8 protein-coding genes are annotated in these 26519 nt (G+C 71.8%); all 8 read right to left on the reverse strand.

Translation table 11 applies throughout. From position 1 onward, the window contains the following. Positions 1-80 precede the first annotated feature (80 nt). On the reverse strand, positions 81-491 hold the full coding sequence (locus ACFXB5_RS39775; RefSeq protein ID WP_385217889.1) for an acyl carrier protein: 411 nt from the start codon (positions 489-491) through the stop codon (positions 81-83). A gap of 36 nt (positions 492-527) precedes the next feature. Next, a complete protein-coding gene (locus tag ACFXB5_RS39780; RefSeq protein WP_385217890.1) occupies positions 528-4427 on the reverse strand; it encodes a type I polyketide synthase in 3900 nt (1299 codons plus the stop codon). Next, a complete protein-coding gene (locus tag ACFXB5_RS39785; RefSeq protein ID WP_385217891.1) occupies positions 4424-5854 on the reverse strand; it encodes an NAD(P)/FAD-dependent oxidoreductase in 1431 nt (476 codons plus the stop codon). Before ACFXB5_RS39785 ends, ACFXB5_RS39780 begins: the two co-directional genes overlap by 4 nt. Positions 5855-5880: 26 nt before the next feature. Beyond that, the gene (locus ACFXB5_RS39790) at positions 5881-6357 is read right to left on the reverse strand and encodes a nuclear transport factor 2 family protein (RefSeq protein WP_385217894.1); all 477 of its coding nucleotides are present in this window, start codon (positions 6355-6357) and stop codon (positions 5881-5883) included. A gap of 35 nt (positions 6358-6392) precedes the next feature. After that, complete coding sequence (locus tag ACFXB5_RS39795) at positions 6393-6830, reverse strand: nuclear transport factor 2 family protein (RefSeq protein ID WP_385217897.1); 438 nt, start codon at positions 6828-6830, stop codon at positions 6393-6395. Then, positions 6827-12643: a type I polyketide synthase gene (locus ACFXB5_RS39800; RefSeq protein WP_385217900.1), complete on the reverse strand. Its 5817-nt coding sequence runs from the start codon at positions 12641-12643 to the stop codon at positions 6827-6829. The genes ACFXB5_RS39795 and ACFXB5_RS39800 overlap by 4 nt, the downstream gene beginning before the upstream one ends. Before the next feature lie 77 nt (positions 12644-12720). Continuing rightward, positions 12721-19323, reverse strand: a complete 6603-nt coding sequence (locus ACFXB5_RS39805) for an SDR family NAD(P)-dependent oxidoreductase (protein ID WP_385217901.1) — start codon at positions 19321-19323, stop codon at positions 12721-12723. A gap of 47 nt (positions 19324-19370) precedes the next feature. Beyond that, positions 19371-26519: type I polyketide synthase (locus tag ACFXB5_RS39810; RefSeq protein WP_385217904.1), on the reverse strand; the 7149-nt coding region annotated here is incomplete at its 5' end.

The following is a 26519-nucleotide window of genomic DNA, read 5'->3' on the forward strand; positions in this document are numbered from 1 at the left end:
CCCACCACCCCCCGCGCGGGGCGCGGGCGCCCCCCCCCCCCCCCCCCGCGGCGTTGTGCCCCGCGGGCGTGCCGGCCGGACTAGGCCGTGGCGCCGTCACCGGAGTTGACCGCGGCGTACGCCTCGGCGAGGTAGTGGCCGAGCTGGGTGGGGGTGGGGTACTCCAGGATGGCGACGAGGGGGATCTCCACGTCGGTGAGCGTCATCAGATTGCGGGTGAGCTCGAGAGCGGTCAGTGAAGTGAGCCCGTTCTCCAGGAAGTTGCTGTCGTCGTCCACCACGGTGGGTGCCAGGATGTCGGCGAGCTGCGTCCGTACGGTCTCCCGCATGATGTCCTCGCGCTCCTCGGCCGTGGCGATGGCGAGCGCCTGGTGCAGCGCCGCCCCGTCGAGTGCGGTCTCGCTCTTCTCCGTCTGCATCGCGGATCCGTCTCCTTGAACTTCGGTGCCGTCGCCGGGGGTGTGGTTGTTGACTTTGGTGTGTGCGTTCATGGGTACTCCCGCCTGGTTGGGGCCGGTCGGCGTCGGTCACCGACCGCGGTGCGTATGCGGCGTGCTCGAAGGGCCGGAGACGTCATCGAAGAGCAGATGTGTTCCCAGCTCGGAGGCGTGTGCGGTCATCCAGGCCCAGTCGATGTCCGCGATGACCACGGACGCCGTGTCCGCCATGACCGCCTGCCGCAGCAGGGCGGCGGCCGAGCGCTGGGGCAGTGCGGGCAGCCCGTTGGTGCGCAGCTGCTTGGCGGCGCCGACGGCCGTGTCGGGGTCGTCGATCGAGCCCCAGCACACCGAGGTCGCCGGTACGCCCCTTGCCCGGCACTCCTGGGCGAGCGCGCCCAGAAAGGCGTGCGCCGGTGCCTGGTTGCCAAGACCCGGGCTGGGCAGGACGCCCACGACCGAGCATCCGAGCACCAGGGCCGACAGCTCATGGTCGCTGCCGAGGGCGCAGAGGTTCACCGCGCCCGCCACCGTGGCCGCCCACTCGCGCTCGATCCGGGCCACTTCCAGCTGCCCCGCCTCGGCGGCCAGGGGCGCCGTGAGATGCAGGACGGCCGTCAGCGGGAACTCCGCGGGAATGCCCGCGACGACCGTGGCCAGCGCCTCCGGGTCCGCCACATCGACGGTGGCCACGGACGTCCGTATGCCAGAGGCGCCGAGCTCGGCCACCAGATCGGCGGCCGGTGGCGCGGTGTTGTCGATGAGCAGCAGGTGTTCGGCGCCGTCCTCGGCCGCCCAGCGGGCGGTGTGGGCGCCCAGGGCGGTGGCGGCGCCCGTGATGAGGACCGTTCCCCGGAGCCGTCGGGCGGGGGTGGTGAGGGCCGTGGGAACGTCGCGCACCAAGCGCCGGGCGAAGCAGCTGTCGCCTCGTACGGCCACCTCCACTTCGCCGTACGCCCCGGCCAGCACCCCCGCGAGCCGCCGCCCCGCGCGGTCGTCGAACCTGTCCGGCAGCTCGACCAGCCCGCCCCACCAGCGTGGACGGTCCATCGCCAGCGCGCCGCCCAGGCCCCAGAACCCGGCCTGCTCCGGACGGGACATCGGATCGCCCACGTCGACGCTGACGCCACCGCGGGTGGCCGACCACACCGGCGCCTCGACCCCGGCCCGCCGCAGCGTCTCGAACAACTCCACGGTCGGGGCGAGCGCCGGGCTCCGCCCGTCGACGGCCGGGGGCCGAGCGTCTTCCAGCGCCAGCAGGGAGAGGACCCCCGCGACCGGCCGCCCGGCGACGGCCTCGGCCATCCGCCGGGCCGGCGCCTCGTCGTCCCCCGGTGTGGTGTCCGGAGCGAACATGACGGTCTCCGCGCCATGGTCGCGCAGCGCGGTGGTCACGGCGGCCACCGTGGCGTCGTCCCCGCCGTCGCCGGACGTCACGACCAGCCAGGTGCCGGTCAGCCGTGGTGTCGGCGGGTCGGGGAGGGGCTTCCAGGCGATGCGGTAGCGCCACTCCCGCTGCCGCCGCCAGGTGGCCAGGGCGGGCAGGATCTCCGCGAGCGCCTCTCGCCGGTCGGCGGGCACCTCGAGCGCCCGGGTCAGGGCCGCCGTGTCCGTACGTTCCACGGCGTCCCAGAACTCGGCCTCCGCCCAGGTCTCCACCGTGGGCACGGCATCCGCCGGCGCCTCGTCCTCCAGCCAGTATCGCTGTCGCTGAAAGGCGTAGGTGGGCAGTGCGACGGTGCGGGGAGCGGGGTCGCCGTCGAACACGGTGGCCCAGTCCACGGTGGCGCCCATGGTGTGCATACGGGCCAGGCCGCACATCAGCTCCCGCACCTCGGACCCCGCGCCGCGGAAGGGTGACAGCACCAGCGCCGCCGGGGCGGAGGGCAGCATCGCCCCTGGCCCCAGCTCCCACACCGCACCGGCCTCGTCGAGCGAGGGCATGGGCGGCCGCTCGTACTCCACCGCGCCCGGATCGGCGCCGGCGGCCACCAGCCGACACGCGTGGGCGAGATCGAGAGCACCGGTGATGTGCGCCGCCGCGATCTCACCGACCCCGCAGCCCACCACCGCGCCGGGGCGCACCCCCACCGAGGCCAGCAGCCGGGCCAGCGCGATGTAGAGGGCGAACAGCCCAGTCCGGGAGGACGCGTCGTGTTCCCCCTTCGTCCCGAGCAGCCCGCCGACCTCGTCGAGGGCCGTGGCGAAGACGGGGAACCGGTCGTACAACTCGGCTCCCGTCCCCGGCGGATGACCGCCCTCGCCACCGAAGGCGAACACCGTCCCGCCCGCCGAGGCCGCCGCGCCGGTACGGGCCACTTCGGGTCCCACCACCGAGGGATGCGGCTCACCGGCCGCCAGCGCGGCCAGCCCCGCCCTCAGCTCGTCCGGCCCCCGGCCGACCACGACCGCCCGGTGGTCGAACACCGACCGCGTGGCCACCAGCGACCAACCGACGTTTGTGGGGGACGGCCTGGGACCGGCCACATGTGCGGCCAGCGCACGGGCCTGGTCGCGCACCGCCGCCGCGCCCCGCGCGGACAGCACCCACGGCACCACTCCCGGGTCGCGGGCGCCACCCTCGTCGGCGGCGCCCTCCACCGGTTCGGTGAACTCCTCGAGAATCACATGGGCGTTGGTGCCGCTGGCGCTGAACGAGGACACACCGGCCCGTCGTGGCCGGTCCACCCGCGGCCAGTCCATCCGCTCGGTCAGCAGCCGCACCGCGCCCTTGCGCCAGTGCACCAGCCGGGTCGGCCGGTCGATGTGGAGCGAGCGTGGCAGCACGCCCCGGCGCATCGCCATCACCATCTTGATCACACCGGCCATTCCGGCGGCGGCCTGCGTATGACCGATGTTCGACTTGATGGATCCCAGCAGCAGCGGCCGGTCGTCCGGACGGTCCTGTCCGTACGTGGCGAGCAGCGCCTGGAGCTCGATGGAGTCGCCGAACGCGGTACCCGTGCCATGCGCCTCCACCGCGTCCACGTCCCCCGTGGACAGCCGGGCGTTCGCCAGGGCGTCGCGGATCAGCTGCTGCTGGGCGGGGCCGTTGGGCGCGGCCATGCCCGTACTGGCACCGTCCTGGTTGATGGCCGAGCCGCGGACCATGGCCAGCACCGGATGGCCGTTGCGCCGTGCGTCCGACAGCCGCTCCAGCAGCAGCAGACCGGCGCCCTCCCCGTACACCATGCCGTCGGCGGCGTCCGCGAACGACCGGCACCGGACATCGGGGGACAACTGGCGCTGACTGGAGGCCACTTGGAACACGCTCGCGGTGTACATGATGGCGGCGCCACCGGCCAGCGCCAGCGTGCACTCGCCCCGCCTCAGTGCCCCGGCCGCCAGGTGCATGGCCACCAGCGATGACGAACACGCGGTGTCCAGGCTGACCGCCGCGCCCTGCAGACCGAGGGTGAACGCCACCCGGCCCGAGGACACACTGCCCGCGTTGCCGTTGCCGACGTGGCCCAGCAGACCCTCGGGGATCTCGTCCAGACGCGAGGCGTAGTCGTGGTACATCACCCCCGTGTAGACACCGGTCCGGCTGCCCCGCAGGGTGTGCGGATCGATGCCCGCGCTCTCCGTCGCCTCCCACGCCAGCTCCAGCAGCATCCGCTGCTGCGGTTCGATGGCCGCCGCCTCCCGGGCGCCGATGTCGAAGAAGTCCGCGTCGAAGTCGGCCGCGTCATAGATGAAGCCGCCGGCCCGCACATACGAGGTGCCGTGGTTCTCCGGATCGGGGTGGTAGAGGTTCTCCAGGTCCCAGCCCCGGTCGGTGGGGAAGCTGGAGACGGCGTCCCGCCCGTCGGCCACCAGGTCCCACAGCTGGGCCGGGGTGCGCACCCCGCCGGGAAAGCGGCAGGCCATGCCGACGATGGCGATCGGCTCCTCGAGGCCGTCCTGGACCTCCCGCAGCCGCTGCCGGGTCTCGTGGAGCTCGGACGTGGTCCACTTCAGATAGTCGACGAGCTTTTCCTCGTTGCTCATGAGCCGCCCGCACCCACTGTGCTGCGCGGGCTCAGATCCACCAGAGCCAGCTCATCGGCGGTCAGCGGCGGCTCGGTGAGCTCCGGGAGGACCCGGTCCTTCTGCATCAGCGACAGGAAGCGGCTGGACGCCAGCTCGGACTGCGGTGCGGTGAGGCTGATGACATCGGTCACCACATCACACACCGCCGAGGAGCGGATCGACCGGTCGGCGATCAGATCGGAGAAGCGCTGCCGCGCCATGGCCCCGCCCGTCAGCCGTGGATCCGTCGTATTCATCCGGCAGTTGACGTACTCCACGTCCTTGGACGCGGCCATGACCCAGGGGTCGTCCACGGTGGCGCTGATCGCCTGCTGGGCCCGGTGCGTCGTGCCCCCCGCGATCCCGGACCGCTGGAGCTCGGTGTCCAGTGCGGCGGCCGCGCGGGCAGCCGAGCTCATGCCATGGCCGTAGATCGGGTTGAACGCGGCCAGCGCGTCCCCGAGCACCAGCAGCCCCTCCGGCCAGATGTCAAGACGCTCCGGATACAGCCGCCGGTTGGCGCCGACCCGCGAGACGGCCACCGAGGTCAGCGGCTTCGCGAGCGCGATGAGATCGGCGACCAGCGGATGGCGCAGTGTCCGCGCGTAGGGCAGGAACTCGTCGTCGTGGGTGGGCAGTCCGGCGCCCCGGGTGCACGACAGGGTCACCATCCAGGTGCCGTCCTCCTGCGGATACACCACCCCGAACCGGCCCGGCTCGCGCAGCCGGTGGTCGGCGGCCACGTTGACGGCGGGGAATCCGGCCGCGGCGCCCGGCGGACCCTGGTACACACGGGTGGCGTACGCGATGCCCGCGTCGACGATGTCCTCCTCCAGCGGCGGCACCTCCAGCGCCGACAGCCAGTGCCGGAGCCGGGAACCGCGCCCGGAGGCGTCGACCACCAGATCGGCCTCCAGGGTTTCGCCCGCCCCGGTGTCCATGTCGCGCACCCGGACCCCGGTGACCCGTTTGGCGTCGCCGACCAGATCGAGGATCTCGGTGCGCTGACGCACGGTGATCCGCCCGGTGGCGAGCACGCGGTCGCGGACCTTCCAGTCCAGGAACGGGCGGGTGCACATCAGGGCGAACTGCCGCGGCGGAAAGCGGTGCTGCCAGCCGTGGGACGTCAAGGTCACCAGGTCCTGATGGAATCCGATCCGGCGGGCGCCCGCGTCGAGCAGTTGGTCGATCATGCCCGGCAGCAGCGTGTCCACGATGCGCGCACCGCTGGACCACAGCACATGGACATGGCGTCCCTGCGGCGATCCCTTGCGGTGCCGGGGGCCGTCCGGCAGCACATCGCGCTCCACGACGGTGACGCGCTCCACATGGCGGGCCAGCACATGGGCAGCCAGCATTCCCGCCCAGCCTCCGCCCAGAACGATTCCGTGTGTGGGTTCGGTCATGGTTCTCGCTCTCCTCCCTTCACCGCTTACGGCTTTCCCATCGGACTGGGGCTGCCCTTGGCCTGGACCATCTTGGCGAGATTCTGGGTGACCGCCATGAAATGTGCGACACCGGTGAGTTCGGGACCGTCGCCCACTTTCGTATCCGTGATGCCCCAGAACGCCTGGGCGTGATGGACCAGTCCGTCATCACCGAGCTCGATCACGCCGATGATGCTGAAGGTGAGTTTGGCCGGTGCGTACACCGTGACCGTGGTCGGCACCGCCACGCTGCGGCCGTCCATGGAAGTGACCGGACGCCCCGGGGTCTCGTGCACCTGGCATTCGATGGACCAGGCGATGTGTTCGCGAAGCGCGTCCTTTCCGATGAGCGGGGGCGCGCCGACCGGATCCTCGAAGACGATGTCGTCCGAGAAGAGCTCCAATACGGCCTCGACATCACCCTCGTTCATGCGCCGCGCGTATTCCAGAGCCATCCTCTTGAGGGTCGCCTCATCGGCCATGAACGCCTCCAGTGCGGTGCGGGGGTTGTCGGGGATCAGCCGGCGATAACAATGTCCGACCTCCCCCAGAACATCTGCAGTTCCTGAATGAGGCCACCGGCCCCCGCGCGCATCATCAGGACGTAGTCCCAGGTGATGCGGGAGTTCTCCGGGGCGTCCGGGGCCGTCAGCCAGCCGCGCTCGGCGAAGCCGGGGCCTTTGGGCAGATAGTCCATGGTGGCCGTCACCGGCACCAGGACATGCACCCCGTCCTGCCCCGCGACCGGCTCACCGGGAATCTCGGAGATACCCGCGGCGGCGAGCTCCTCGAAATGCGCCCGAAGGGCGTCCCGCCCGGTCCTGCGCCCCGATCCGACCGGATCCTCGAACGTGACCTCGTCCGCGTAGAGTTCGAGAAGCCCGTCGATATCCGCGGCGTTCATCCGGCGGCTGTGCTCGAGAATGAGCTTCTTCCGGCTTCGCTCATCAATCACCGTGTGCCCCCATGTGCATGCTCTCCGTCGCTTTCACTTCGGCCCAGGTCCTGGTCGATGAACTGGAAGATCTCGTCGGCCGTGGCGTCCTGAATACGGCCGGCCGCTTGGCCTTCCTCCGTCCCGCCGCCGTGCAGGGCACCCAGTTTCGACAGCGTGGACTGAAGGCGCTTCAGCAGCGCCGCATGCGCCGTCTCGTCCTGGGCCACGGAAAGCAGCGCGCTTTCCAGCCTGTCGATTTCGCCCAGCACCGGGGGAAGCGGATCCACATCCTCGGGCGCCAATTCCGCATGCAAATGGACGGCGAGCGCGGCCGGATTCGGGTGGTCGAAGATGAGGGTGGTGGCCAGCCGCAGCCCGGTCACGGCCGTCAGCCTGTTGCGCAACTCGATCGCGGTCAGCGAGTCGAAACCGAGCTCCAGGAAGCCGCGCTCGGTCTGGATCCGCCCCGGGTCGGAGTGGCCCAGCGCCGCCGCGGCATGGGTGAGGACCAGATTGAGCAGCGTACGGCGCTGCTCCTCCACCGGCAGCGCGGCCAGATGACCGGCCCAGTCGGTGTGCGGGCGGGCCGTGGCCGCGGTGCGCCGGGCCGTACCGCCACCGGTGAGCGCCCGCAGGGGAGCGGGCAGGGTGAGCGCCGGCTGGCCCGCCAGTGCCCTTACGTCCAGGTCGATGGCGATCAGATGGTGGTGGCCGTGGCGCACTGCGGCGTCCAGCAGCCCCAGCGCCCGCTCGCTGGACATCGCCCCGATGCCCGACCGGCTCATCCTGGCCCGGTCCGTCTCCCCCAGATGCCCGGTCATCCCGCTGGCGTCGGCCCACAGGCCCCACGCCACCGAAAGCCCCGGCAGGCCGAGGGCGCGGCGCCGGGCGGCCAGGGCGTCGCAATAGGCGTTCGCCGCAGCGTAGTTGGACTGTCCCGAGGCGCCCAGCGTGCCCGCCGTGGAGGAGAACATCACAAACAGGGACAGCGGCAGCTCCGCGGTCGCGGCGTGCAGATGGGCCGCGGCCGTGGCCTTCGGACGCCACACCCGCGCCAGCCGCTCCGGGGTCTGGGTGGTGAGGACGGCGTCGTCCAGCACCCCGGCCGCGTGGACCACACCGGTCAGCGGATGCGCGGGATCGACCCCGGCCACCAGATCGGCCACCGCGTCCGGGTCGGTGACATCGGCCGCGGTGATCCGTACCTGGGCACCCAACTCGGTGAGCCGGTCGGTGAGTTCATCCGCACCGGCGGCCTCCGGGCCGCTCCGGCTCACCAGCAGCAGATGCCTGACGCCCCATGTGCGCACCAGGTGTTCGGCGACCTGAGCGCCCAGGGTGCCGGTGCCACCCGTGATCAGCACGGTGCCCTCGGCGTCGAGTCCGGCGGTTTCCTGCTCGTCCCGGCCCTCCGTGGCCGGGCTGGGTGCGGCCGTCGCGCGGACCATCCGGGGCACCAGCACCCGTCCGTCCCGCACCGCCACCTGGGGCTCATGCGCGTCGACCGCGCGCACCACGGCCTCCACGAGGCCCTCCCGGCCTTCGTGGTCCTCGTGGCCCTCGGCGAGGTCGAGCAACACAAACCGGCCCGGGTTCTCCGACTGGGCGCTGCGGATCAGTCCCCACGCTCCGGCACCGGACGGGTCCAGTGCGGTGGCGTCGGTGTCGTCGGCGCTATTGGTGTCATCGGTGTCATCGGTGTCCTTGCCGGGATGGGCCGCCGCCACCGCGCCCCGTGTGACGACCACCAGCCGCGTGTCGGCCAGCGCCGGGCGCCGCAGCCAGGACTGCACCAGGCTCAGTAGCTCCTCGGTCGCCCCCAGCCCGTCCCCGTGGTCACCCTCGGCGGCATACGGATGGGCCAGGACGACGGCAGGGGCGGGCTCGCCCGCGTCGACGGCCGCGATCAGCGCCTCCAGGTCCGGGTGGCACGCCATGGCATCGCCCATGTCCGCCCGGACGGTCTCCGCCAGCCCCAGCCGGTCCTCGCCCAGCACCACCCAACCGCCGTCGCCGACCACCGAGGTGGGGGACGGCGCGGTGGCCGGGGCGGGCAGCGGCGTCCAGTCGAGGGTGAACAGCCCGTCCACGGCACGGGCGGCCGTGCGCAGCCGGTCCGTCGCGGCAGGACGGGTCACCAGCGAGTCGACCGTCAGCACCGGCGCGCCCACCGTGTCCGCCACCGTGAGGCGCAGCGACTGCCGCTCCTCGTCCCGGGACAGCCGCACCCGCACTGTGGCCGCCTCGGTGGCCCACAGGGACACGCCGTTCCAGGCGAACGGCAACCACACCTGGCCGTCGTCCTCCTGGCCCTCGGGCCGGTCCATCAGCAGCGACGGATGCAGCGCCGCGTCCAGCAGCACCGGATGGATGCCGAATCCGTCCCGGCCTCCCGCGGCATCGGGCAATGCCACCTCGGCGAGGACATCCCCGCCCTGGCGCCACGCGGCCGTCAGGCCCTGGTACGCCGGGCCGTATCCGTACCCCGCCGCCATCACCTGCTCGTAGAAGGCGCCGACGTCCAGCGGCTCCGAGCCCGGCGGCGGCCATGTCCCGCCCAGGCCCTCCACCGGGGCGGGGGCGTCGGCGGCGGGCGCGAGCACGCCCACCGCATGACACACCCACCCCGCGTCCAGGCCGGAATCGAGGGCCAGGGCGTGGCCGACGCCGTTGGGGCCGTCGGGATGGTCGGGGCGGTCAGGGCGCGAGTACATCCGCACCTCACGCCGCCCGTCCTCCGCCGCGGCACCCACCACCACCTGCACCCGCAGCCCACCGGACTCGGGCAGCGCCAGCGGAACCTGCAGTGCCAGCTCCTCCACCCCGCCGCAGCCGACCTCGTCGGCCGCCCGCAGCGCCCACTCCACCAGCATCGCGCCCGGCGCCAGCACCGCACCCGCCACCACATGCTCGGCGAGCCATGGATGGGACCGGGTGGAGATGCGGCCAGTGAGCACGTGAGTGGTGCCGTCGGCGAGCTCCACGGCCGCGCCGAGCAGCGGATGCCCGGCGGCCGTCAGCCCCAGATCGGCCGGGTCGCCACCCGGCCCGCCCTCTCCGTCCAGCCAGTACCGCTCACGCTGGAAGGCGTAGGTCGGCAGGTCGATGACGCGGGGTGCGGGGTCGGTGGGGAACCAGCGGGTCCAGTCGACGGTGACTCCGGCGGTGAACGCCTGCGCCACGGACCGTGCCAGCTGGGCCGGTCCACCGTGGTCGCGCCGCAGAGTCGGGATGGTGACCGCGTCGACCCCCGCCACCTCGATGCTCTCCTGCATGCCGATGGTGAGGACGGGGTGGGTGCTGGCTTCGATGAATACGCGGTGGCCGTCGTCGAGGAGTGCTCGTACGGCGTCGGCGAAGCGCACTCGTTCGCGGAGGTTTTTGACCCAGTACGTGGTGTCGAGCTCGCTGGTGTCCATGCGGGTGCCGGTGACGGTCGAGTAGAACGCCACCTCTGCCTGGACGGGCTCGATCCCCGACAGCACCTCCCGCAACTCCTCGGCGATTTCGTCGACTTGGGCGCTGTGGGAGGCGTAGTCCACGTCGATGAGTCGGGCGCGGTGGCCTGTTTGTTCGCATGCGGTGACAGTGTGGGTGACTTGTTCGGGTGGTCCGGAGACGACGACGGAGCCGGGTCCGTTGACGGCGGCCACCCCCACCCCCTCGGCACCTTTGCCGAGTTCGGCGAGAAACTCCTCTGCCTGGTTTTGGCTGAGGGTGAGGGAGGCCATGGCGCCGTGGCCGGCGAGGCGGCGGAGGGCGTGGGCGCGGAGGGCGACGATGCGGGCGCCTTCGTCGAGGGAGAGGGCTCCGGCGACGCAGGCGGCGGCGATTTCGCCTTGGCTGTGGCCGACGACGGCGGTGGGGGTGACGCCGTGGTGGTCCCATACGGCGGCCAGGGAGACCATGACGGCCCAGAGGACTGGCTGGACGACGTCGACGCGGGCGAGGTCGGCGGCGTTGACTCCGCCGCGCAGGACTTCGGTCAGGGACCAGTCGACGTGTGGGGCGAGGGCTTGTTCGCATTCGGTCACGCGGGTGGCGAAGACGGGGGAGGCGTTGAGGAGTCCGGCGCCCATGCCGAGCCATTGGGAGCCCTGGCCGGGGAAGACCAGGACCGGGCCCACGCCGCCGCTGGTGGTGGTGGTCGGTTCGATGATGGTGGGGTGGGTGTTGCCGGTGGCGAGGGCGTTGAGTCCGGTCAGGAGTTCGTCGCGGTGTTCGCCGATGATGACGGCGCGGTGGTCGAAGACGGACCGGGTGGCGATCAGCGACCAGCCGACATCCGTGGGCGATGCTTCGGGGTCGGTGGCCACCCGTTCGGCCAGTGCCCGTGCCTGACCGCGCAGTGCCTCAGCGCCACGCCCGGAGACCACCCATGGCACCACACCACCCGCCGACACACCGCCCCCCGACGTGTCCGGCGCGGGGGCGACCTCGGCCGGTTCGGGGGCCTGCTCCAGGATCAGATGGGCGTTCGTACCGCTGATGCCGAACGACGACACACCCACACGGCGCGGCCGTCCGTTCGCCGCCCACTCGACCGGTTCGGTCAGCAGCCGTACCTCGCCCGCACCCCAGTCCACATGCGGTGTCGGCTCGTCGATGTGCAGCGAGACGGGGAGCACCTCATGCCGCAGGGCCTGCACCATCTTGATGATGCTCGCCACCCCGGCGGCGGCCTGCGTGTGCCCGATGTTGGACTTGATGGAGCCCAGCCACAGCGGCCGGTCCTCCGGCCGTCCCTGGCCGTACGTGGCCAGCAGCGCCTGCGCCTCGATGGGGTCGCCCAGCGTGGTGCCCGTACCGTGCGCCTCCACCGCGTCCACCTCGGATGGCGACAGCCCCGCGTTGACCAGGGCCTGCCGGATCACTCGTTGCTGCGAGGGCCCGTTCGGCGCCGTAAGGCCATTCGACGCACCATCCTGGTTGACCGCCGAGCCCCGGATCACCGCGAGCACCCGGTGCCCGTTGCGCCGCGCGTCCGACAGCCGCTCCAGCAGCACCAGACCGACGCCCTCGGAGAAGCCCGTGCCGTCGGCCGCCGCGGCGAACGCCTTGCACCGACCGTCCGGGGAGAGCGCGCGCTGACGCGAGAACTCGGTGAACCCACCGGGTGTGGCCATCACCGTCACTCCGCCGGCGAGGGCCAGCGAGCACTCGTCCTGCCGCAGCGCCTGCACCGCCAGGTGCGTGGCCACCAGTGACGACGAGCACGCCGTGTCCACCGTGACCGCGGGCCCCTCCAGGCCGAACGAGTAAGACACCCGGCCCGAGACCACGCTGCCGAGGTTCCCGGTGGCCACATAGCCCGCCGAGTCGCTCGTCGTCTGGCCGATCAGCGACAGATAGTGGTACGAGTCCACCCCGGCGAACACTCCGGTGGCACTGCCGCTCAGCGCCTCCCGCGTGAGCCCCGCGCGCTCGAACGCCTCCCACGCGGTCTCCAGCAGCAGCCGCTGCTGCGGATCCATCGCCGCGGCCTCACGCGGGCTGATCCCGAAGAACTCGGCGTCGAAGTCGGCCACATCGCGCAGGAATCCGCCCTCGCGGGCGCTGCTGGTACCGGCGTGCTCCGGATCCGGGTCGTAGAGGTTCTCCAGGTCCCAGCCACGGTCCTCGGGAAACGAGGAGATGACGTCCACGCCCTCGTCCACCACCCGCCACAGGTCCTCGGGGGTCGCCACACCGCCGGGGAAGTGGCAGGCCATCCCGACGATGGCGATGGGCTCCCGGGCACGGTCCTCGACCTCGCGCAACTGCCGCCTGGCCAGACGCAGATCGGCGGTCGCCCGCTTGAGATAGCTGCGGAGCTTCTCGTCATCCGTCATATCGCATCAACCCGATCGTCACGGCTGTCCTGATTCAGCGGTCCTGGTCCAGTGGTCCTGATTCATCGGTCCTGAATTCATCGGAGACTGTCGTCGGAGGGGACGGTCAGCTCGTTGTCGAGCGCCCGGAACAACTCCTCGTCGCTGGCCGACGCCAGATCCTCCTCGGCGTCGTCGTCGCCATCCGCGTCCTGCCACGGGCCGTCCGCCTTGCGCAGCAGCTCGCGCAGCCGCGCCGCGATCCGGGCCCGTTGCTCCCGGTCGGTGATCCCCCCGGTCAAGGCGGCGTCGAGGGAGTCGAGGCCGGTGAGGAGCGAGTCCGCCGACGCCGTCCCGGCCGGGACCAGGAGCTCCTCCAGCAGACGCACCACCGCGGTGGGTGTGGGGTGGTCGAAGACCAGCGTGGCGGGCAGCCGCAGACCGGTGGCGGCGCCCAGCCGGTTCCGCAGCTCCACGGCGGTCAGCGAGTCGAAGCCCAGCTCCCGGAAGTTCTGGGCGGGGTGGATGGCATCCGCCGTGTCATGGCCCAGCACCGTCGCCGTGGCGTTGCGCACCAGCTTCAGGAGCGCCTGCTGCCGGTCCTCCCCGGACATGGCGGCGAACGCCTCCGCCGGTGCCGCCCCGCCCGAGGCGACGGCTCCGGCAGCCGCCTGCGGGGCGGCGCCGCGCACCAGGCTCCTGAAGAGGGGCGGCAGATCGTCGGCATGGGCCTCACGCCGCAGGGTGGCCAGGTCGAGCCGGATGGGCGCCAGGGTCGGCAGGCCGCTGTCGAGCGCGATGTCGAGCAGTGCGAGACCCTGTTCGGTCTCCAGCCCCACCACCCCGGCCCGCGCCAGCCGGGCCCGGTCGGTGTCGGTCATTCCCCCGGTCATGCCGGTGGCCTGGGCCCAGTACCCCCAGGCCAGGGAGGTGGCGGGCAGGCCCTGGGCATGACGGTGCACGGCGAGCGCGTCCAGGAAGGCGTTGCCCGCCGCGTAGTTGCCCTGGCCCGCGGCGCCCAGCAGCCCGGCCGCCGCGGAGAACAACACGAACGCCGACAGCCCGGCGTCGCGGGTGAGTTCATGCAGATTCCACGCCGCGTCGGCCTTCGCCCGCAGCACCTCATCGAGTTGATCGGGCGTGAGCGCCTCGACCGTGGCATCGCGCAGCAGCCCGGCGGCGTGGACGACGGCGGTGAGCGGATGACGGTCGGGAACGGTCTCCAGCAGCTTGGCCAGGGCGGCCCGGTCGGCCGCGTCACACGCCGCGACGGAAACGTGCGCGCCGAGCTCGGTCAGTTCGGCCGCCAGCTCCGTGGCCCCCGGGGCGTCGAGGCCCCGGCGGCTGATGAGCAGCAGCCGCCCTACGCCGTGGTGGGCCACCAGATGGCGGGCGGTGGCGGCACCGAGGGTGCCCGTGCCACCGGTGATGAGGACCGTGCCCTCCGGGGCGAGGGCGGTGGGGAGCGTCAGGACGATCTTGCCGATGTGGCGGGCCTGGCTGAAGTAGCGGAACGCCTCGGGGGCCCTGCGGATGTCCCACGGCGTGGTCGGCAGCGGTTGCAGCGTCCCGTCCTGGAACAACGTCGACAACTCGGCCAGCATCTGCTGGATACGGTCCGGACCCGCGCCGCCGACCAGGTCGAACGCGCGATAGACGACCCCCGGATACCGGGCGCCGACCTCCTCGGGCTCGCGGACGTCCGTCCGGCCCATGTCGATGAAGCGACCGCCGGGGGCCAGCAGCCGCAAGGACGCGTCCATGAAGTCACCGGCCAGGGAGTTGAGCACCACATCGACGGATCCGGCGGCGGCGCGGAACCCCTCCTCGAAGTCGAGGGTGCGCGAGGAGGCGATATGGCGGTCGTCGAAACCGCGCTCCCGCAGGGCGTGCCACTTCGCGGGTCCCGCCGTGGCGAACACCTCGGCCTCCCAGTGGCGAGCCAGCTGCACGGCCGCCAGTCCCACCCCACCGGTGGCCGCGTGCAGCAGCAGCTTCTCCCCGGCCCGCAGCCCCGCGAGATCGGCGAGACCGTAGTAGGCCGTGAGGAAGGCGGACGGTGTGGTGGCCGCCTGCGCGTAGGACCACCCCGCGGGGATCCTGGTGATCATCCGGACGTCGGTGACCACCAGCGACCCGGTGCCGTTGAACAGGCCCATGACCCGGTCGCCCACCGCGAACTCCTCGGTGTCCGGCCCCACTTCGACGACCACGCCCGCACCGTCGCCGCCCAGTGGCCTGGGGTCCTCCACCATGCCCAGCGCCACGACGACGTCATGGAAGTTCACCCCGCCCGCCCGAAGTGCCACCCGGACCTCGCCCCGGTCCAGCGGGCGGGTGTTGTCCGGGCAGTCGACCAGCGCCAGCTGATCCAGGCTGCCATGGCCCGTCAACCCCAGACGCCACGTGGCCGACCCCTCCGGCGGGGTGAGCCGCTTGGCCGCGTCGTCGTGGACGAGTCGCGGTACGTACGCCACCCCGTCGCGCAGCGCCAGCTGGGGCTCGCCCGAGGCCACGGCGTCGGACAGGGCTCGTAGCGAGTCGTCCCGTGCGTCGAGGTCGAGCAGCAGGACCCGGCCGGGGCTCTCCGACTGGGCGCTGCGCACCAGGCCCCATACGGCGGAGGCGGGCAGATCGTGGACATCGTCATGACTCTGCGGGGCGACCGCCCCACGGGTGACCACCGCCAACCGGGCGTCGGCGCATTCGGGAGCGGCGAGGAACTCCCGCAACACCCCGAGGGCCTCCCTGCCCAGGTCATGGGCGCGCTCCACCGGATCGTCCCGGCCATCGGCGGAAGAGCCGAAGAAGGCGAACACCACATCGGGGGCCGGGGCCCCGCTCGCCACCGCCGCCCGCACGGCGGCCAGATCCGGGAGGTGGGAGGCGTCGGACAGCGCGTCGGCCAGGGGACCGCCGTCCGGGCCGATCACGGCAGAACGGCATGCCGGGGCGCCCTCGGCCGGTGTCATCCGCGTCCAGGCGAGCTGGAACAGCGAGTTCCTGCCCGCCGCAAGGGCCCGGCCCAACTGCCCGTCCGGCACCGGACGCAGAATCAGATCGTCCACGACGGCCACCGGCGCGCCGGTCGGATCGGCCGCGAGCAGGGTGAGGCGGTCCGATGCCGTCGGGGTGATCCGGATCCGCAGGGTGTCCGCGCCGGTGGCGCGCAGCCGCAGACCGCTCCAGGCGAACGGGAGCAGGATCCGGTGCGCGTCCTCGGAGTCGGGGGCGACGTCCAGGGCACGGGCGTGCAGGGCGGCGTCGAACAGGGCAGGATGGATACCGTACGAGGCCGCGCCCTCGCGTTCCCCTTCGGGCAGGGACACCTCGGCGTAGACATCGCCGTCCAGCCGCCACGCGGCGGTGAGGCCCTGGAAGGACGGTCCGTAGTGGTATCCGTGGTCGGCGAGTCGCTGGTAGAAGTCCTCGACGGGGAGCGATGTCGCCCCGGGAGGCGGCCAAGCCGCCGCCAGAGCGGGGGAGTTGGACGCGGCGGTGGCGGCGAGCGCCCCGGTGGCATGCCGGGTCCAGGCCGCGTCGCCGGTGTCGGCCGCCGGCCGTGAATGCACCGTGATCGGACGCTCACCGGTGTGATCGGGAGCGGCCACGGCGATCTGCACATCGACCGCCTCGCCCTGCGGAATCACCAGTGGCGCGTGCAGGGTCAGCTCCGCCACATGGTCACGGCCGGTCCGCGCGGCCGCGTGCAGGGCGAGTTCGGCGAAGGCGGTGCCCGGCAGCAGGACGGTGTCCAGCACCCGGTGGTCGTTCAGCCACGGATGGGTCCGCGGCGACAGCCGGCCGGTCAGCAGATGGGCGCCGCCCTCCGCGAGTTCCACGGCGGCGCCGAGCAGCGGATGCTCAGCGGACCCCAGCCCGAGGTCGCCCGGGTCGCCACTGTGGCCACCCCGTCCGTCCAGCCAGTACCGGCGCCGCTGGAAGGCGTAGGTGGGCAGGTCGATGACGTGAGGTGTGGGGTCGGTGGGGAACCAGCGGGTCCAGTCGACCATGACTCCGGCCGTGAACGCCTGCGCCATCGACCGCATCAACTGGGCGTGGTCGCCGTGGTCCCGGCGCAGGGTCGGCACCGCGGCCGCGGGCACACCGGCTTCCTCGAAGGTCTCCTGCATGCCGATGGTGAGGACGGGGTGGGTGCTGGCTTCGATGAATACGCGGTGGCCGTCGTCGAGGAGTGCTCGTACGGCGTCGGCGAAGCGCACTCGTTCGCGGAGGTTTTTGACCCAGTACGTGGTGTCGAGCTCGCTGGTGTCCATGCGGGTGCCGGTGACGGTCGAGTAGAACGCCACCTCTGCCTGGACGGGCTCGATCCCCGACAGCACCTCCCGCAACTCCTCGGCGATTTCGTCGACTTGGGCGCTGTGGGAGGCGTAGTCCACGTCGATGAGTCGGGCGCGGTGGCCTGTTTGTTCGCATGCGGTGACAGTGTGGGTGACTTGTTCGGGTGGTCCGGAGACGACGACGGAGCCGGGTCCGTTGACGGCGGCCACCCCCACCCCCTCGGCACCTTTGCCGAGTTCGGCGAGAAACTCCTCTGCCTGGTTTTGGCTGAGGGTGAGGGAGGCCATGGCGCCGTGGCCGGCGAGGCGGCGGAGGGCGTGGGCGCGGAGGGCGACGATGCGGGCGCCTTCGTCGAGGGAGAGGGCTCCGGCGACGCAGGCGGCGGCGATTTCGCCTTGGCTGTGGCCGACGACGGCGGTGGGGGTGACGCCGTGGTGGTCCCATACGGCGGCCAGGGAGACCATGACGGCCCAGAGGACTGGCTGGACGACGTCGACGCGGGCGAGGTCGGCGGCGTTGACTCCGCCGCGCAGGACTTCGGTCAGGGACCAGTCGACGTGTGGGGCGAGGGCTTGGTCGCATTCGGTCACGCGGGTGGCGAAGACTGGGGAGGCGTTGAGGAGTCCGGCGCCCATGCCGAGCCATTGGGAGCCCTGGCCGGGGAAGACCAGGACCGGGCCCACGCCGCCGCTGGTGGTGGTGGTCGGTTCGATGATGGTGGGGTGGGTGTTGCCGGTGGCGAGGGCGTTGAGTCCGGTCAGGAGTTCGTCGCGGTGTTCGCCGATGATGACGGCGCGGTGGTCGAAGACGGACCGGGTGGCGATCAGCGACCAGCCGACATCCGTGGGCGATGCTTCGGGGTCGGTGGCCACCCGTTCGGCCAGTGCCCGTGCCTGACCGCGCAGTGCCTCAGCGCCACGCCCGGAGACCACCCATGGCACCACACCCCCCGCCGACACACCGTCGCTGTCGCCGTCGGTCGGCACCGTTGCGACGGATGGCGTTTCGGCGGGGGCGGGTGCCTGCTCAAGGATGAGATGGGCGTTCGTACCGGAGATCCCGAACGCGGACACACCGGCCCGGCGCGGACGCTCCCCACGTGGCCACGCGACCGGCTCGGTCAGCAGCCGTACCGCACCCGACGCCCAGTCGGCGTGTGGTGTCGGCTCGTCGATGTGCAGCGAGGCGGGCAGCAGTTCGTGCCGCATCGCCATCACCATCTTGATCACGCTGGCCGCACCGGCGGCGGCCTGGGTGTGTCCCAGGTTGGACTTGATGGAGCCCAGCCACAGCGGCCGGTCCTCCGGCCTGCCCTGGCCGTACGTGGCCAGCAGCGCCTGTGCCTCGATCGGGTCGCCGAGGGTGGTCCCGGTGCCGTGTCCGTCGACCGCGTCCACCTCGGCGGTGGACAGCTGCGCGTTGGCCAGGGCCTGTCGGATCACCCGCTGCTGCGAGGGCCCGTTCGGCGCCGTAAGACCATTCGACGCACCATCCTGGTTGACCGCGGAACCCCGGATCACCCCGAGGACGCGGCGGTTGCGGCGCCGCGCCTCACACAGGCGCTCCAGGACGATCAACCCCGCGCCCTCGCCCCATCCGGTGCCATCGGCGGCCGCCGCGAACGGCTTGCAGCGGCCGTCGGGGGCCATGCCACGCTGACGGGAGAACTCGATGAACGCGCCGGGCGTCGCCATGACGGCCACCCCACCGGCCAGGGCCAGATCGCATTCGCCGCTGCGCAGGGCCTGACACGCCAGATGGATGGCGACCAGCGACGAGGAACACGCGGTGTCCACCGTGACCGCGGGCCCCTCGAGTCCGAGCGAGTACGCCACCCGCCCGGACACCACACTGCCGAGGTTCCCGGGGCCGACGTAGCCCTCCACCTCGCTGGTGATGTCGCCGATGACCGACAGATAGTCATGCGAACCCACCCCGGCGAACACCCCGGTGTTGCTGCCGCCCAGCGACGCCCGGTTGAGCCCGGCGCGTTCGAACGCCTCCCACGCGGTCTCCAGCAGCAGCCGCTGCTGCGGGTCCATGGCCTGGGCCTCGCGGGGACTGATGTCGAAGAAGGCCGCGTCGAACTCGGTCGCGTCGTAACAGAATCCGCCCTGGTCCACATACGACTTCCCATAGCTTTCGGGATCCGGGTCGAACAGCTCCTCAACGCCCCAACCCCGGTCCGCGGGAAAGCCGGAGACGGCGTCCTCGCCGTCCCGCACCAGCCGCCACAGCTCCTCCGGCGACCGCACCCCGCCCGGATAGCGGCAGGCCATGCCCACGATCGCGATGGGCTCCGGCTCGGCGGACTCGGCCTCCCGCAGACGCTCACGGGTCTGGCGCAGCTCGGCCGTGACCCACTTGAGGTGGTCGAGCAGCTTCTCTTCGTTCGACATCTAGCGGAGGCTCCTTGGCGCGTCGCGGAGGATGGGGGTCATCTGGCTCACGACTTTCCGAGCTCGTCGGACTTTCCGAACTCGTCGGAGATGAGGTCGAAAATGTCTTCTGCCGTCGCCGTCTCGAGCTCGCTGTGGGCCGCGGAACGCTCCGTTTCCCGTTCCGTGTCGCTCCACTTGGCCAGCAGCAGCCGCAGTCGCCCGGTGATCCGGCGACGGGCCGCCTCGTCCACCGCCGAGGGCTCCGAGACCGAGTCCCACCGGTCGAGCTCCGACAGCAGATGTCCCTCGGAGGTCAGCTGCCCCTCGACGAGCCGCTCGCGCAGATAGTCGGCCAGCTCCTTGGGCGTGGGGTGGTCGAAGACCAGAGTGGGCGGAAGGTTAAGACCGGTGGCGGCGGAGAGCCGATGGCCGAATTCGACGGCCGTGAGGGAGTCGAACCCCAGCTCCTGGAACGGCTGGGCGGGTGGAATCGCGTCGATGGTGGGATGGCCGAGGATCGCGGCGGCATGCGTCTGGATGTGATGGAGCAGGAGTTGATGCTGCTGGGCGGGGGAGCTGGTGGCCAGCTGCCGCTGAAGCGAGCCGCTCAACGCCGTGTCGGCGTCCGGGGTGGCATCGGCGCCCGGTGACGCGGTGGCCGCCAGGTCGGACAGCAGCGGGCTGGGCCGCTGCGCGGTGAAACCGGCCGGGAACCTCTCCCAGTCGATGTCCGCGATGATGATCGTGGTGTCGCCGTGGTCCAGGGAGTGCTGGAGCGAGGCGATGGCGAGATCGGTGTCCAGGGGACGCATTCCGCGCCGGCGGTAGTAGTCGATGACAGCCTCATCGGCGGCCATGCCCGCATCGCTCCACGGTGCCCAGACGAGGCTGGTGGCGGGCAGGTCACGGGCGCGGCGGTGTTCGGCGAGGGCGTCGAGATAGGCGTTGGCGGCGGCGTACGAGGGCTGTCGGCTACCGCCCCACGCGGCCGCGCCGGACGAGAAGAGCACAAAGGCGCTGAGGTCGAGATCCTCGGTGAGCTCATGGAGATGTGCGGCCGCGAGCGCCTTGGGCCGCAGCACCGCCTCGATCCCCGGAAGGTCCAGCTCGGCGAGCGGGGTGTTCTCCGCGAGCCCGGCGGCGTGGACGACGGTGGTGAGGGGGTGTTCGGCGGGGATGGTGTCGAGGAGGTGCTGGAGTGCGGCGCGGTCGGATACGTCGCAGGCGGTGACGGTGACGGCCGCGCCCAACGCGGTGAGTTCCTCGCTGAGTTGGGTGACGCCAGGGGCGTCGGGCCCGGAGCGGCTGACGAGGTGGAGGTGGGGTGCGCCGTGGCGGGCGAGCCAGCGGGCCACATGGGCGCCCAGACCGCCCGTGCCGCCGGTGATCAGGGTCGTACCGGCGGGGCGCCACGTGGTGGGTGCGGTGTCCGGGCAGGCCGCGCGCTCCAGCCGGCGGGCCAGGGTGGTGGCGCGGATCGCCACCTGGTCCTCGGGATGGCCGGGCGCCAGTACGGCGGCGATACGGGCGGGGGCGCGGGCGTCCAAATCGGCCGGGAGGTCGATGAGACCGCCCCAGAGGTGGGGATGTTCCAGCGCCGCGACCCGGCCCAAACCCCAGATCTGGGCCTGTTGCGGGTGGGGGAGCGGATCGGTGGCGGTGGCGGCCACCGCACCCTGGGTGACGCACCACAGGGGCGCGATGAGCGGTGTCTGGCTGAGGGCCTGGACAACGGCGGCCGTCGCGGCCAGCCCGGTGGGGACGGCCGGGTGGCCGGGGTGGGGCGCCTGATCGAGCGCGAGCAGACTCAGAATGCCCTCGGGTGTGCTGCCATCGGGGAGGTGTGAGAGCAGCGGGACGAGGGCGTCGCGTGGGGCGTCCACACCATCGAGCGACAGGACTTCATGGGCCGCACCATGGGCATCCAGCGCCTGGACGGCGGCGTGGACGGCCGGGTGCTCCTCCAGGCCGGAGGGGACGAGCAGCAGCCAGGTCCCGCTGAGGGTCGGTGCGGTGGCGGGGTCCGGCAACTGCTTCCACGCGACACGATAGCGCCAGGAGTCGATGGTGGACCGTTCGCGGTGCCGACGCCGCCAGGTCGACAGCACGGGGAGCGCGGGCAGCAGCGCGTCGACGCCGGGGCTGTCCTTGTCCAGCTGGAGTGTGCTGGTGAGGGCGTCGACGTCGAGCTCCTCGATGGCGTCCCAGAGCCTGGCCTCGGCCGGGTGGTGGCCGTTGAGATGACCATCGGCGCGCGGAGCGGGCGGGGCGAGCCAGTAGTGCTGGTGGTGGAAGGCGTAGGTGGGGAGTTCGATGGTGCGGGGGGTGGGGGTGGCGGGGTACCAGCTGGTCCAGTCGATGGTGGTGTTGTTGGTGTGGAGTTGGGCGAGGGCGTGGGTGAGGGCGTGTGTGTCGGGTTGTTTGTGGGTGAGGGTGGAGGTGATGAGGGGGGTGGGGCGGTTGGTTTCGGTGGTGTGGTGGTGGAGGGTGTGGTGGGTTGCGGTGGTGAGGATGGGGTCGGGGCTGAGTTCGAGGTAGATGCTGGTGTGGGGTGTGGTGTGGGTGATGGCGGGGTGGAAGTGGACGGGTTGGCGGATGTGTTGGGTCCAGTAGTCGGGGGTGGTGATGTGTTCGTCGGCTGGTTGTCCGGTGAGGTTGCTGATGAGGGGGATGGTGGGTGGGTGGTAGGTGAGTCCGCTGATGGCTTCCTTGAAGGGTTCGAGGATGGGGTCCATCAGGGGGGAGTGGAAGGCGTGGCTGACCGTGAGGGCACGGGTCTTACGGCCGCGTTCGGTCCAGGTGGCGCAGATGTCCGTGACGAGGTCGGCGGGTCCGGAGATGACGGTGTTGCGGGGGGTGTTGAGGGCGGCGATGGTCACTTGGCCGTTGTGTGCTGCGAGGTCGTCGGCGAGTTCGTCGGCCGTGGCGGCGATGGTGGCCATGCTTCCGCCGTGGGGGAGCTGGCCCATGAGGGTGGCGCGGGTGGCGACGAGGTGGCAGGCGTCGGGTAGGTCGAAGACTCCGGCGATATGGGCGGCGGCGATTTCGCCGATGGAGTGGCCGATGACGGCGTCGGGGCGTACACCGACGGAGTCGAGGAGTCGTGCCAGGGCGATGTGCAGGGCGAACAGCCCCGCTTGGGCGTAGGTGGTGTGGTCCAGTAGCGCCGCTTGTTCGGGGTCGCGGCTGAAGACCAGTTCCCGTAGCGGGTGTTCGAGGTGTGGGTCGAGGAGGGCGCAGACCTCGTCGAAGGCTTCGGTGAAGACGGGGAAGCGGTCGTAGAGTTCGGCGCCCATGCCGGGGCGCTGGCTGCCCTGCCCGCTGAACAGGAAGACCGTCTGACCGGTGGACTCGACGGTCTCTCCGGCGTGTACGAGACCCGGATGTGGTTCTCCGGTGGCCAGTGCCTCCAGCCCGGCCACCAGCTCCTCGCGGTCCTGGCCGATGACCACGGCGCGGTGGTCGAAGAGCGTCCTGGACCGCAGCAGAGACCAGCCCACCTCAGCGGCGCTCACCTCGGGCTCGCCGATGATGTGCCCGGTCAGGGCCCGTGCCTGGCCCCGTAGCGCCGCGTCGCTCTGTGCGGAGATCACCCAGGGCACCACACCGGCGACGTCCGATACGGGGGCGGGCTCGATCGGCTCGGGGGCCTGCTCAAGGATGAGATGGGCGTTCGTCCCGGAGATGCCGAAGGAGGAGATTCCCGCCCGGCGGGGCCGTTCGCCCTGGGGCCAAGGGACGGGTTCGGCGAGCAGGCGCAGGTCGCCCGCGCTCCAGTCGACATTCGGGGTCGGCTCGTCGATGTGCAGTGACGCGGGCAGCACCCCGTGGCGCATCGCCATCACCATCTTGATGACCCCGGCCACTCCGGCGGCGGCCTGCGTATGGCCGATGTTGGACTTGATGGAGCCGAGCCACAGCGGCTGGTCCTCCGACCGTTCTTGGCCGTACGTGGCCAGCAGCGCCTGCGCCTCGATCGGATCGCCGAGGGTGGTCCCGGTGCCATGTGCCTCCACGGCGTCCACCTCGGACGGTGACAGCCGGGCGTTGGCGAGCGCCTGCCGGATCACCCGCTGCTGCGAGGGCCCGTTCGGCGCGGTGAGTCCGTTGCTGGTGCCGTCCTGGTTGACGGCGGAGCCACGGACGACGGCGAGCACGCGGTGGCCGTTGCGCCGCGCGTCCGACAGCCGTTCCAGCAGGACGAGACCGACGCCCTCGCCCCACACCATGCCGTCCGCCGCGGCCGCGAACGGCTTGCACCGCGCGTCGGGCGCCAGACCGCGCTGCCGGGAGAACTCGATGAACGCGCCCGGGGTGGCCATCACCGTCACCCCGCCCGCCAGGGCCATCGTGCATTCGCCCTGTCGCAGTGCTTGGGCCGCCAGATGCATGGCCACCAGCGAGGACGAGCACGCGGTGTCCACCGTGACCGCCGGGCCTTCGAGGCCGAAGGAGTAGGCCACCCGGCCGGACACCACACTGCCGATATTGCCCGTGGCGACATAGCCTTCGACGTCGCTCGCCGTATCGCCGGTGAGGGAGATGTAGTCCTGGGACGTCACCCCCGCGAACACGCCGGTGTCGCTGCCCGCGAGTGTGTCCCGGTCCAGGCCCGCGCTCTCGAAGGCCTCCCAGGCGGTTTCGAGGAGCAGCCGCTGTTGGGGGTCCATGGCGACCGCCTCGCGCGGGCTGATGCCGAAGAACCCGGGATCGAACTCGGCCGCCTGGTAGAGGAATCCGCCCTCGCGGACGTAGCTCGTCCCCGCACGGTCGGGGTCGGGGTCGTAGAGCGCGTTCAGATCCCAGTTGCGGTCGGTGGGCATCTCCGCGATGGCATCGCGGTGCGCCATGACCAGGTCCCACAGCTCCTTCGGGGAGTGTGCGTCGCCGGGGTAGCGGCAGGCCATGCCGACGATCGCGATCGGTTCGTCCTGGGCGGCCGTGGGCGGGGTGTGAGCGGCGACGGCCATCTGCTGGCCCGTGAGTTCGGCGCGCAGATACGTGGCGAGGGCGTTGGGCGTGGGGTGGTCGAAGACGAGCGCGGGTGCGAGGTCGATTCCGGTGGCGGTGGCGAGCTGGTTGCGCAGCTCCACGGCGGTCAGGGAGTCGAACCCGAGCTCCTGGAACGGCTGGCCGGGCGGAATGGCGTCCGGCCCGGAATGTCCCAGGATCGAGGCGGCGAGGGACTGGATCCGTTCGAGGAGGAGCTGGTGCTGCTGCTCGGGGGTGGCGGCGGAGAGCCGCTGCTGGAGCGAGGTGTCGGCGGACGTGTCGGCGGACGTGCCGGCGGTTCGCTCGGTGGAGTTGTCGGCGGCCGTGGTCAGGTCTTCGAGCAGCGGGCTGGGGCGCTGAGCGGTGAACGCAGTCGGGAACTTCTCCCAGTCGATGTCCGCCACGGTGACCGTGGTGTCACGGTGGTCCAGGGCGTGCTGGAGCGATGCCACGGCCAGTTCCGGGCTGAGCGGAGACAGGCCGCGCCGCCCGTAGAACGCGAGCGCGGTCTCATCGGCAGCCATGCCCGCGTCGCCCCAGGGACCCCAGGCGAGGCTGGTGGCGGGGAGTCCCCGGGTGCGGCGGTGCTCGGCGAGGGCGTCGAGATAGGTGTTCGCGGCGGCGTAGGCCCCTTGCCGACTGCCGCCCCACGCGGCAGCCCCGGACGAGAAGAGCACGAAGGCGCTGAGATCGAGCCCCTGGGTCAGCTCATGCAGATGGGCGGCGGCCAGGGCCTTGGGCGCGAGCACATGCTGCAGCCGCTCCGGCCCCAGATCGGCGATGAGCTCGGTGTCCGACGTTCCGGCGGCGTGGATGACGGTGGTGAGGGGGTGTTCGGCGGGGATGGTGTCGAGGAGGTGCTGGAGTGCGGCCCGGTCGGAGGCGTCGCAGGCGGTGATGGTGACGGTCGTGCCCAGGTCGGTGAGTTCTTCGGCGAGTTGGGCGGCGCCGGGGGCATCGGGGCCGGAGCGGCTGATGAGGTGGAGATGGGGTGCGCCGTGGCGGGCGAGCCAGCGGGCGACATGGGCGCCGAGGCCGCCGGTGCCGCCGGTGATGAGCGTGGTGCCGGTGGGCTGCCAGGTCCTGGGGGCAGTGGTGGGCGTACCGGCCCTACGGAGGCGCCGGGCGTAGCCGCCGGTGGCGCGGATCGCGGTCTGGTCCTCCGGCCCACCGGGGGCGAGCAGGGCGGCCAGACGGTCGGCGGTGTGGTGGTCGATGACGGTCGGGAGATCGATCAGGCCACCCCAGCGGCGAGGGTGTTCCAGAGCAGCGGCGCGGCCAAGTCCCCAGGTCTGCGCCTGCCGAGGGCTGGGGAGCGGATCGCCGGGACCGGTGGCGACGGCGCCCTGTGTGAGGCACCACAGTGGTGCCGGGATCTCGGCGTCGCCGAGGGCCTGCACGAGTACGGTGGCCGCGGCCAGCCCGGAGGGCACGGCGGCGTATTCGGGGTGCGGCTCCTCGTCGAGGGCCAGCAGGCTCAGTACTCCGGTGGGTTCGCCCTCCGTGGCCAGAGGGGTGAGGTGGTCCGCCAGGGCGTCGCGATCGACGGTACGGGCGTCGAGCACATGGCGGAGTGGAGTGGCGCCGTGGGCGGTCAGGGCCTGCGCGGCGGTTGTCACTGCAGGGTGGTCGGACTGACCGGCGGGGATGATCAGCAACCAGGTGCCGGAGAGGTCCGGACGCGCGGAGAAGGTGGACAGCCGCCTCCAAATGGTCCGGTACCGCCAGGAATTGATGACCGACCGCTCCCGGTGCTGCCGCCGCCAGGCGGACAGCGTCGGAAGAACAGCGCCCAGCATGGGCTGCTGGTCCGCCGGTGAGTCGATGGTCGCCGCCAGGGCTTCCAGATCCTCGCGCTCCACCGCCTCCCAGAACTCCCTGTCGACCAGAGCCGCCTCCGTGGGCGCCGGGGCCGAGGAGGAGCCGGACGACAGCCAGTAGTGCTGGTGGTGGAAGGCGTAGGTGGGGAGGTCGATGGTGCGGGGGGTGGGGGTGGCGGGGTACCAGCTGGTCCAGTCGACGTCGACACCGGTGGTGTGCAACCGGGCGAGGGTGTGGGTGAGGGCGTGTGTGTCGGGTTGTTTGTGGGTGAGGGTGGAGGTGATGAGCGGTGTTGTGGGGTTGTTCTGGTGGAGGGTGTGGTGGGTTGCGGTGGTGAGGATGGGGTCGGGGCTGAGTTCGAGGTAGATGCTGGTGTGGGGTGTGGTGTGGGTGATGGCGGG

Source organism: Streptomyces sp. NPDC059455, assembly GCF_042750115.1.
GTDB classification, from domain to species: Bacteria; Actinomycetota; Actinomycetes; order Streptomycetales; family Streptomycetaceae; genus Streptomyces; species Streptomyces endocoffeicus.

Coding starts and splice junctions, on each gene's coding strand:
- ACFXB5_RS39790 (WP_385217894.1), bottom strand. CDS start 6,357: ATGGCCGATGAGGCGACCCTCAAGAGGATGGCTCTGGAATACGCGCGG.
- ACFXB5_RS39800 (WP_385217900.1), bottom strand. CDS start 12,643: ATGACGGATGACGAGAAGCTCCGCAGCTATCTCAAGCGGGCGACCGCC.
- ACFXB5_RS39805 (WP_385217901.1), bottom strand. CDS start 19,323: ATGTCGAACGAAGAGAAGCTGCTCGACCACCTCAAGTGGGTCACGGCC.
- ACFXB5_RS39780 (WP_385217890.1), bottom strand. CDS start 4,427: ATGAGCAACGAGGAAAAGCTCGTCGACTATCTGAAGTGGACCACGTCC.
- ACFXB5_RS39775 (WP_385217889.1), bottom strand. CDS start 491: ATGAACGCACACACCAAAGTCAACAACCACACCCCCGGCGACGGCACC.
- ACFXB5_RS39785 (WP_385217891.1), bottom strand. CDS start 5,854: ATGACCGAACCCACACACGGAATCGTTCTGGGCGGAGGCTGGGCGGGA.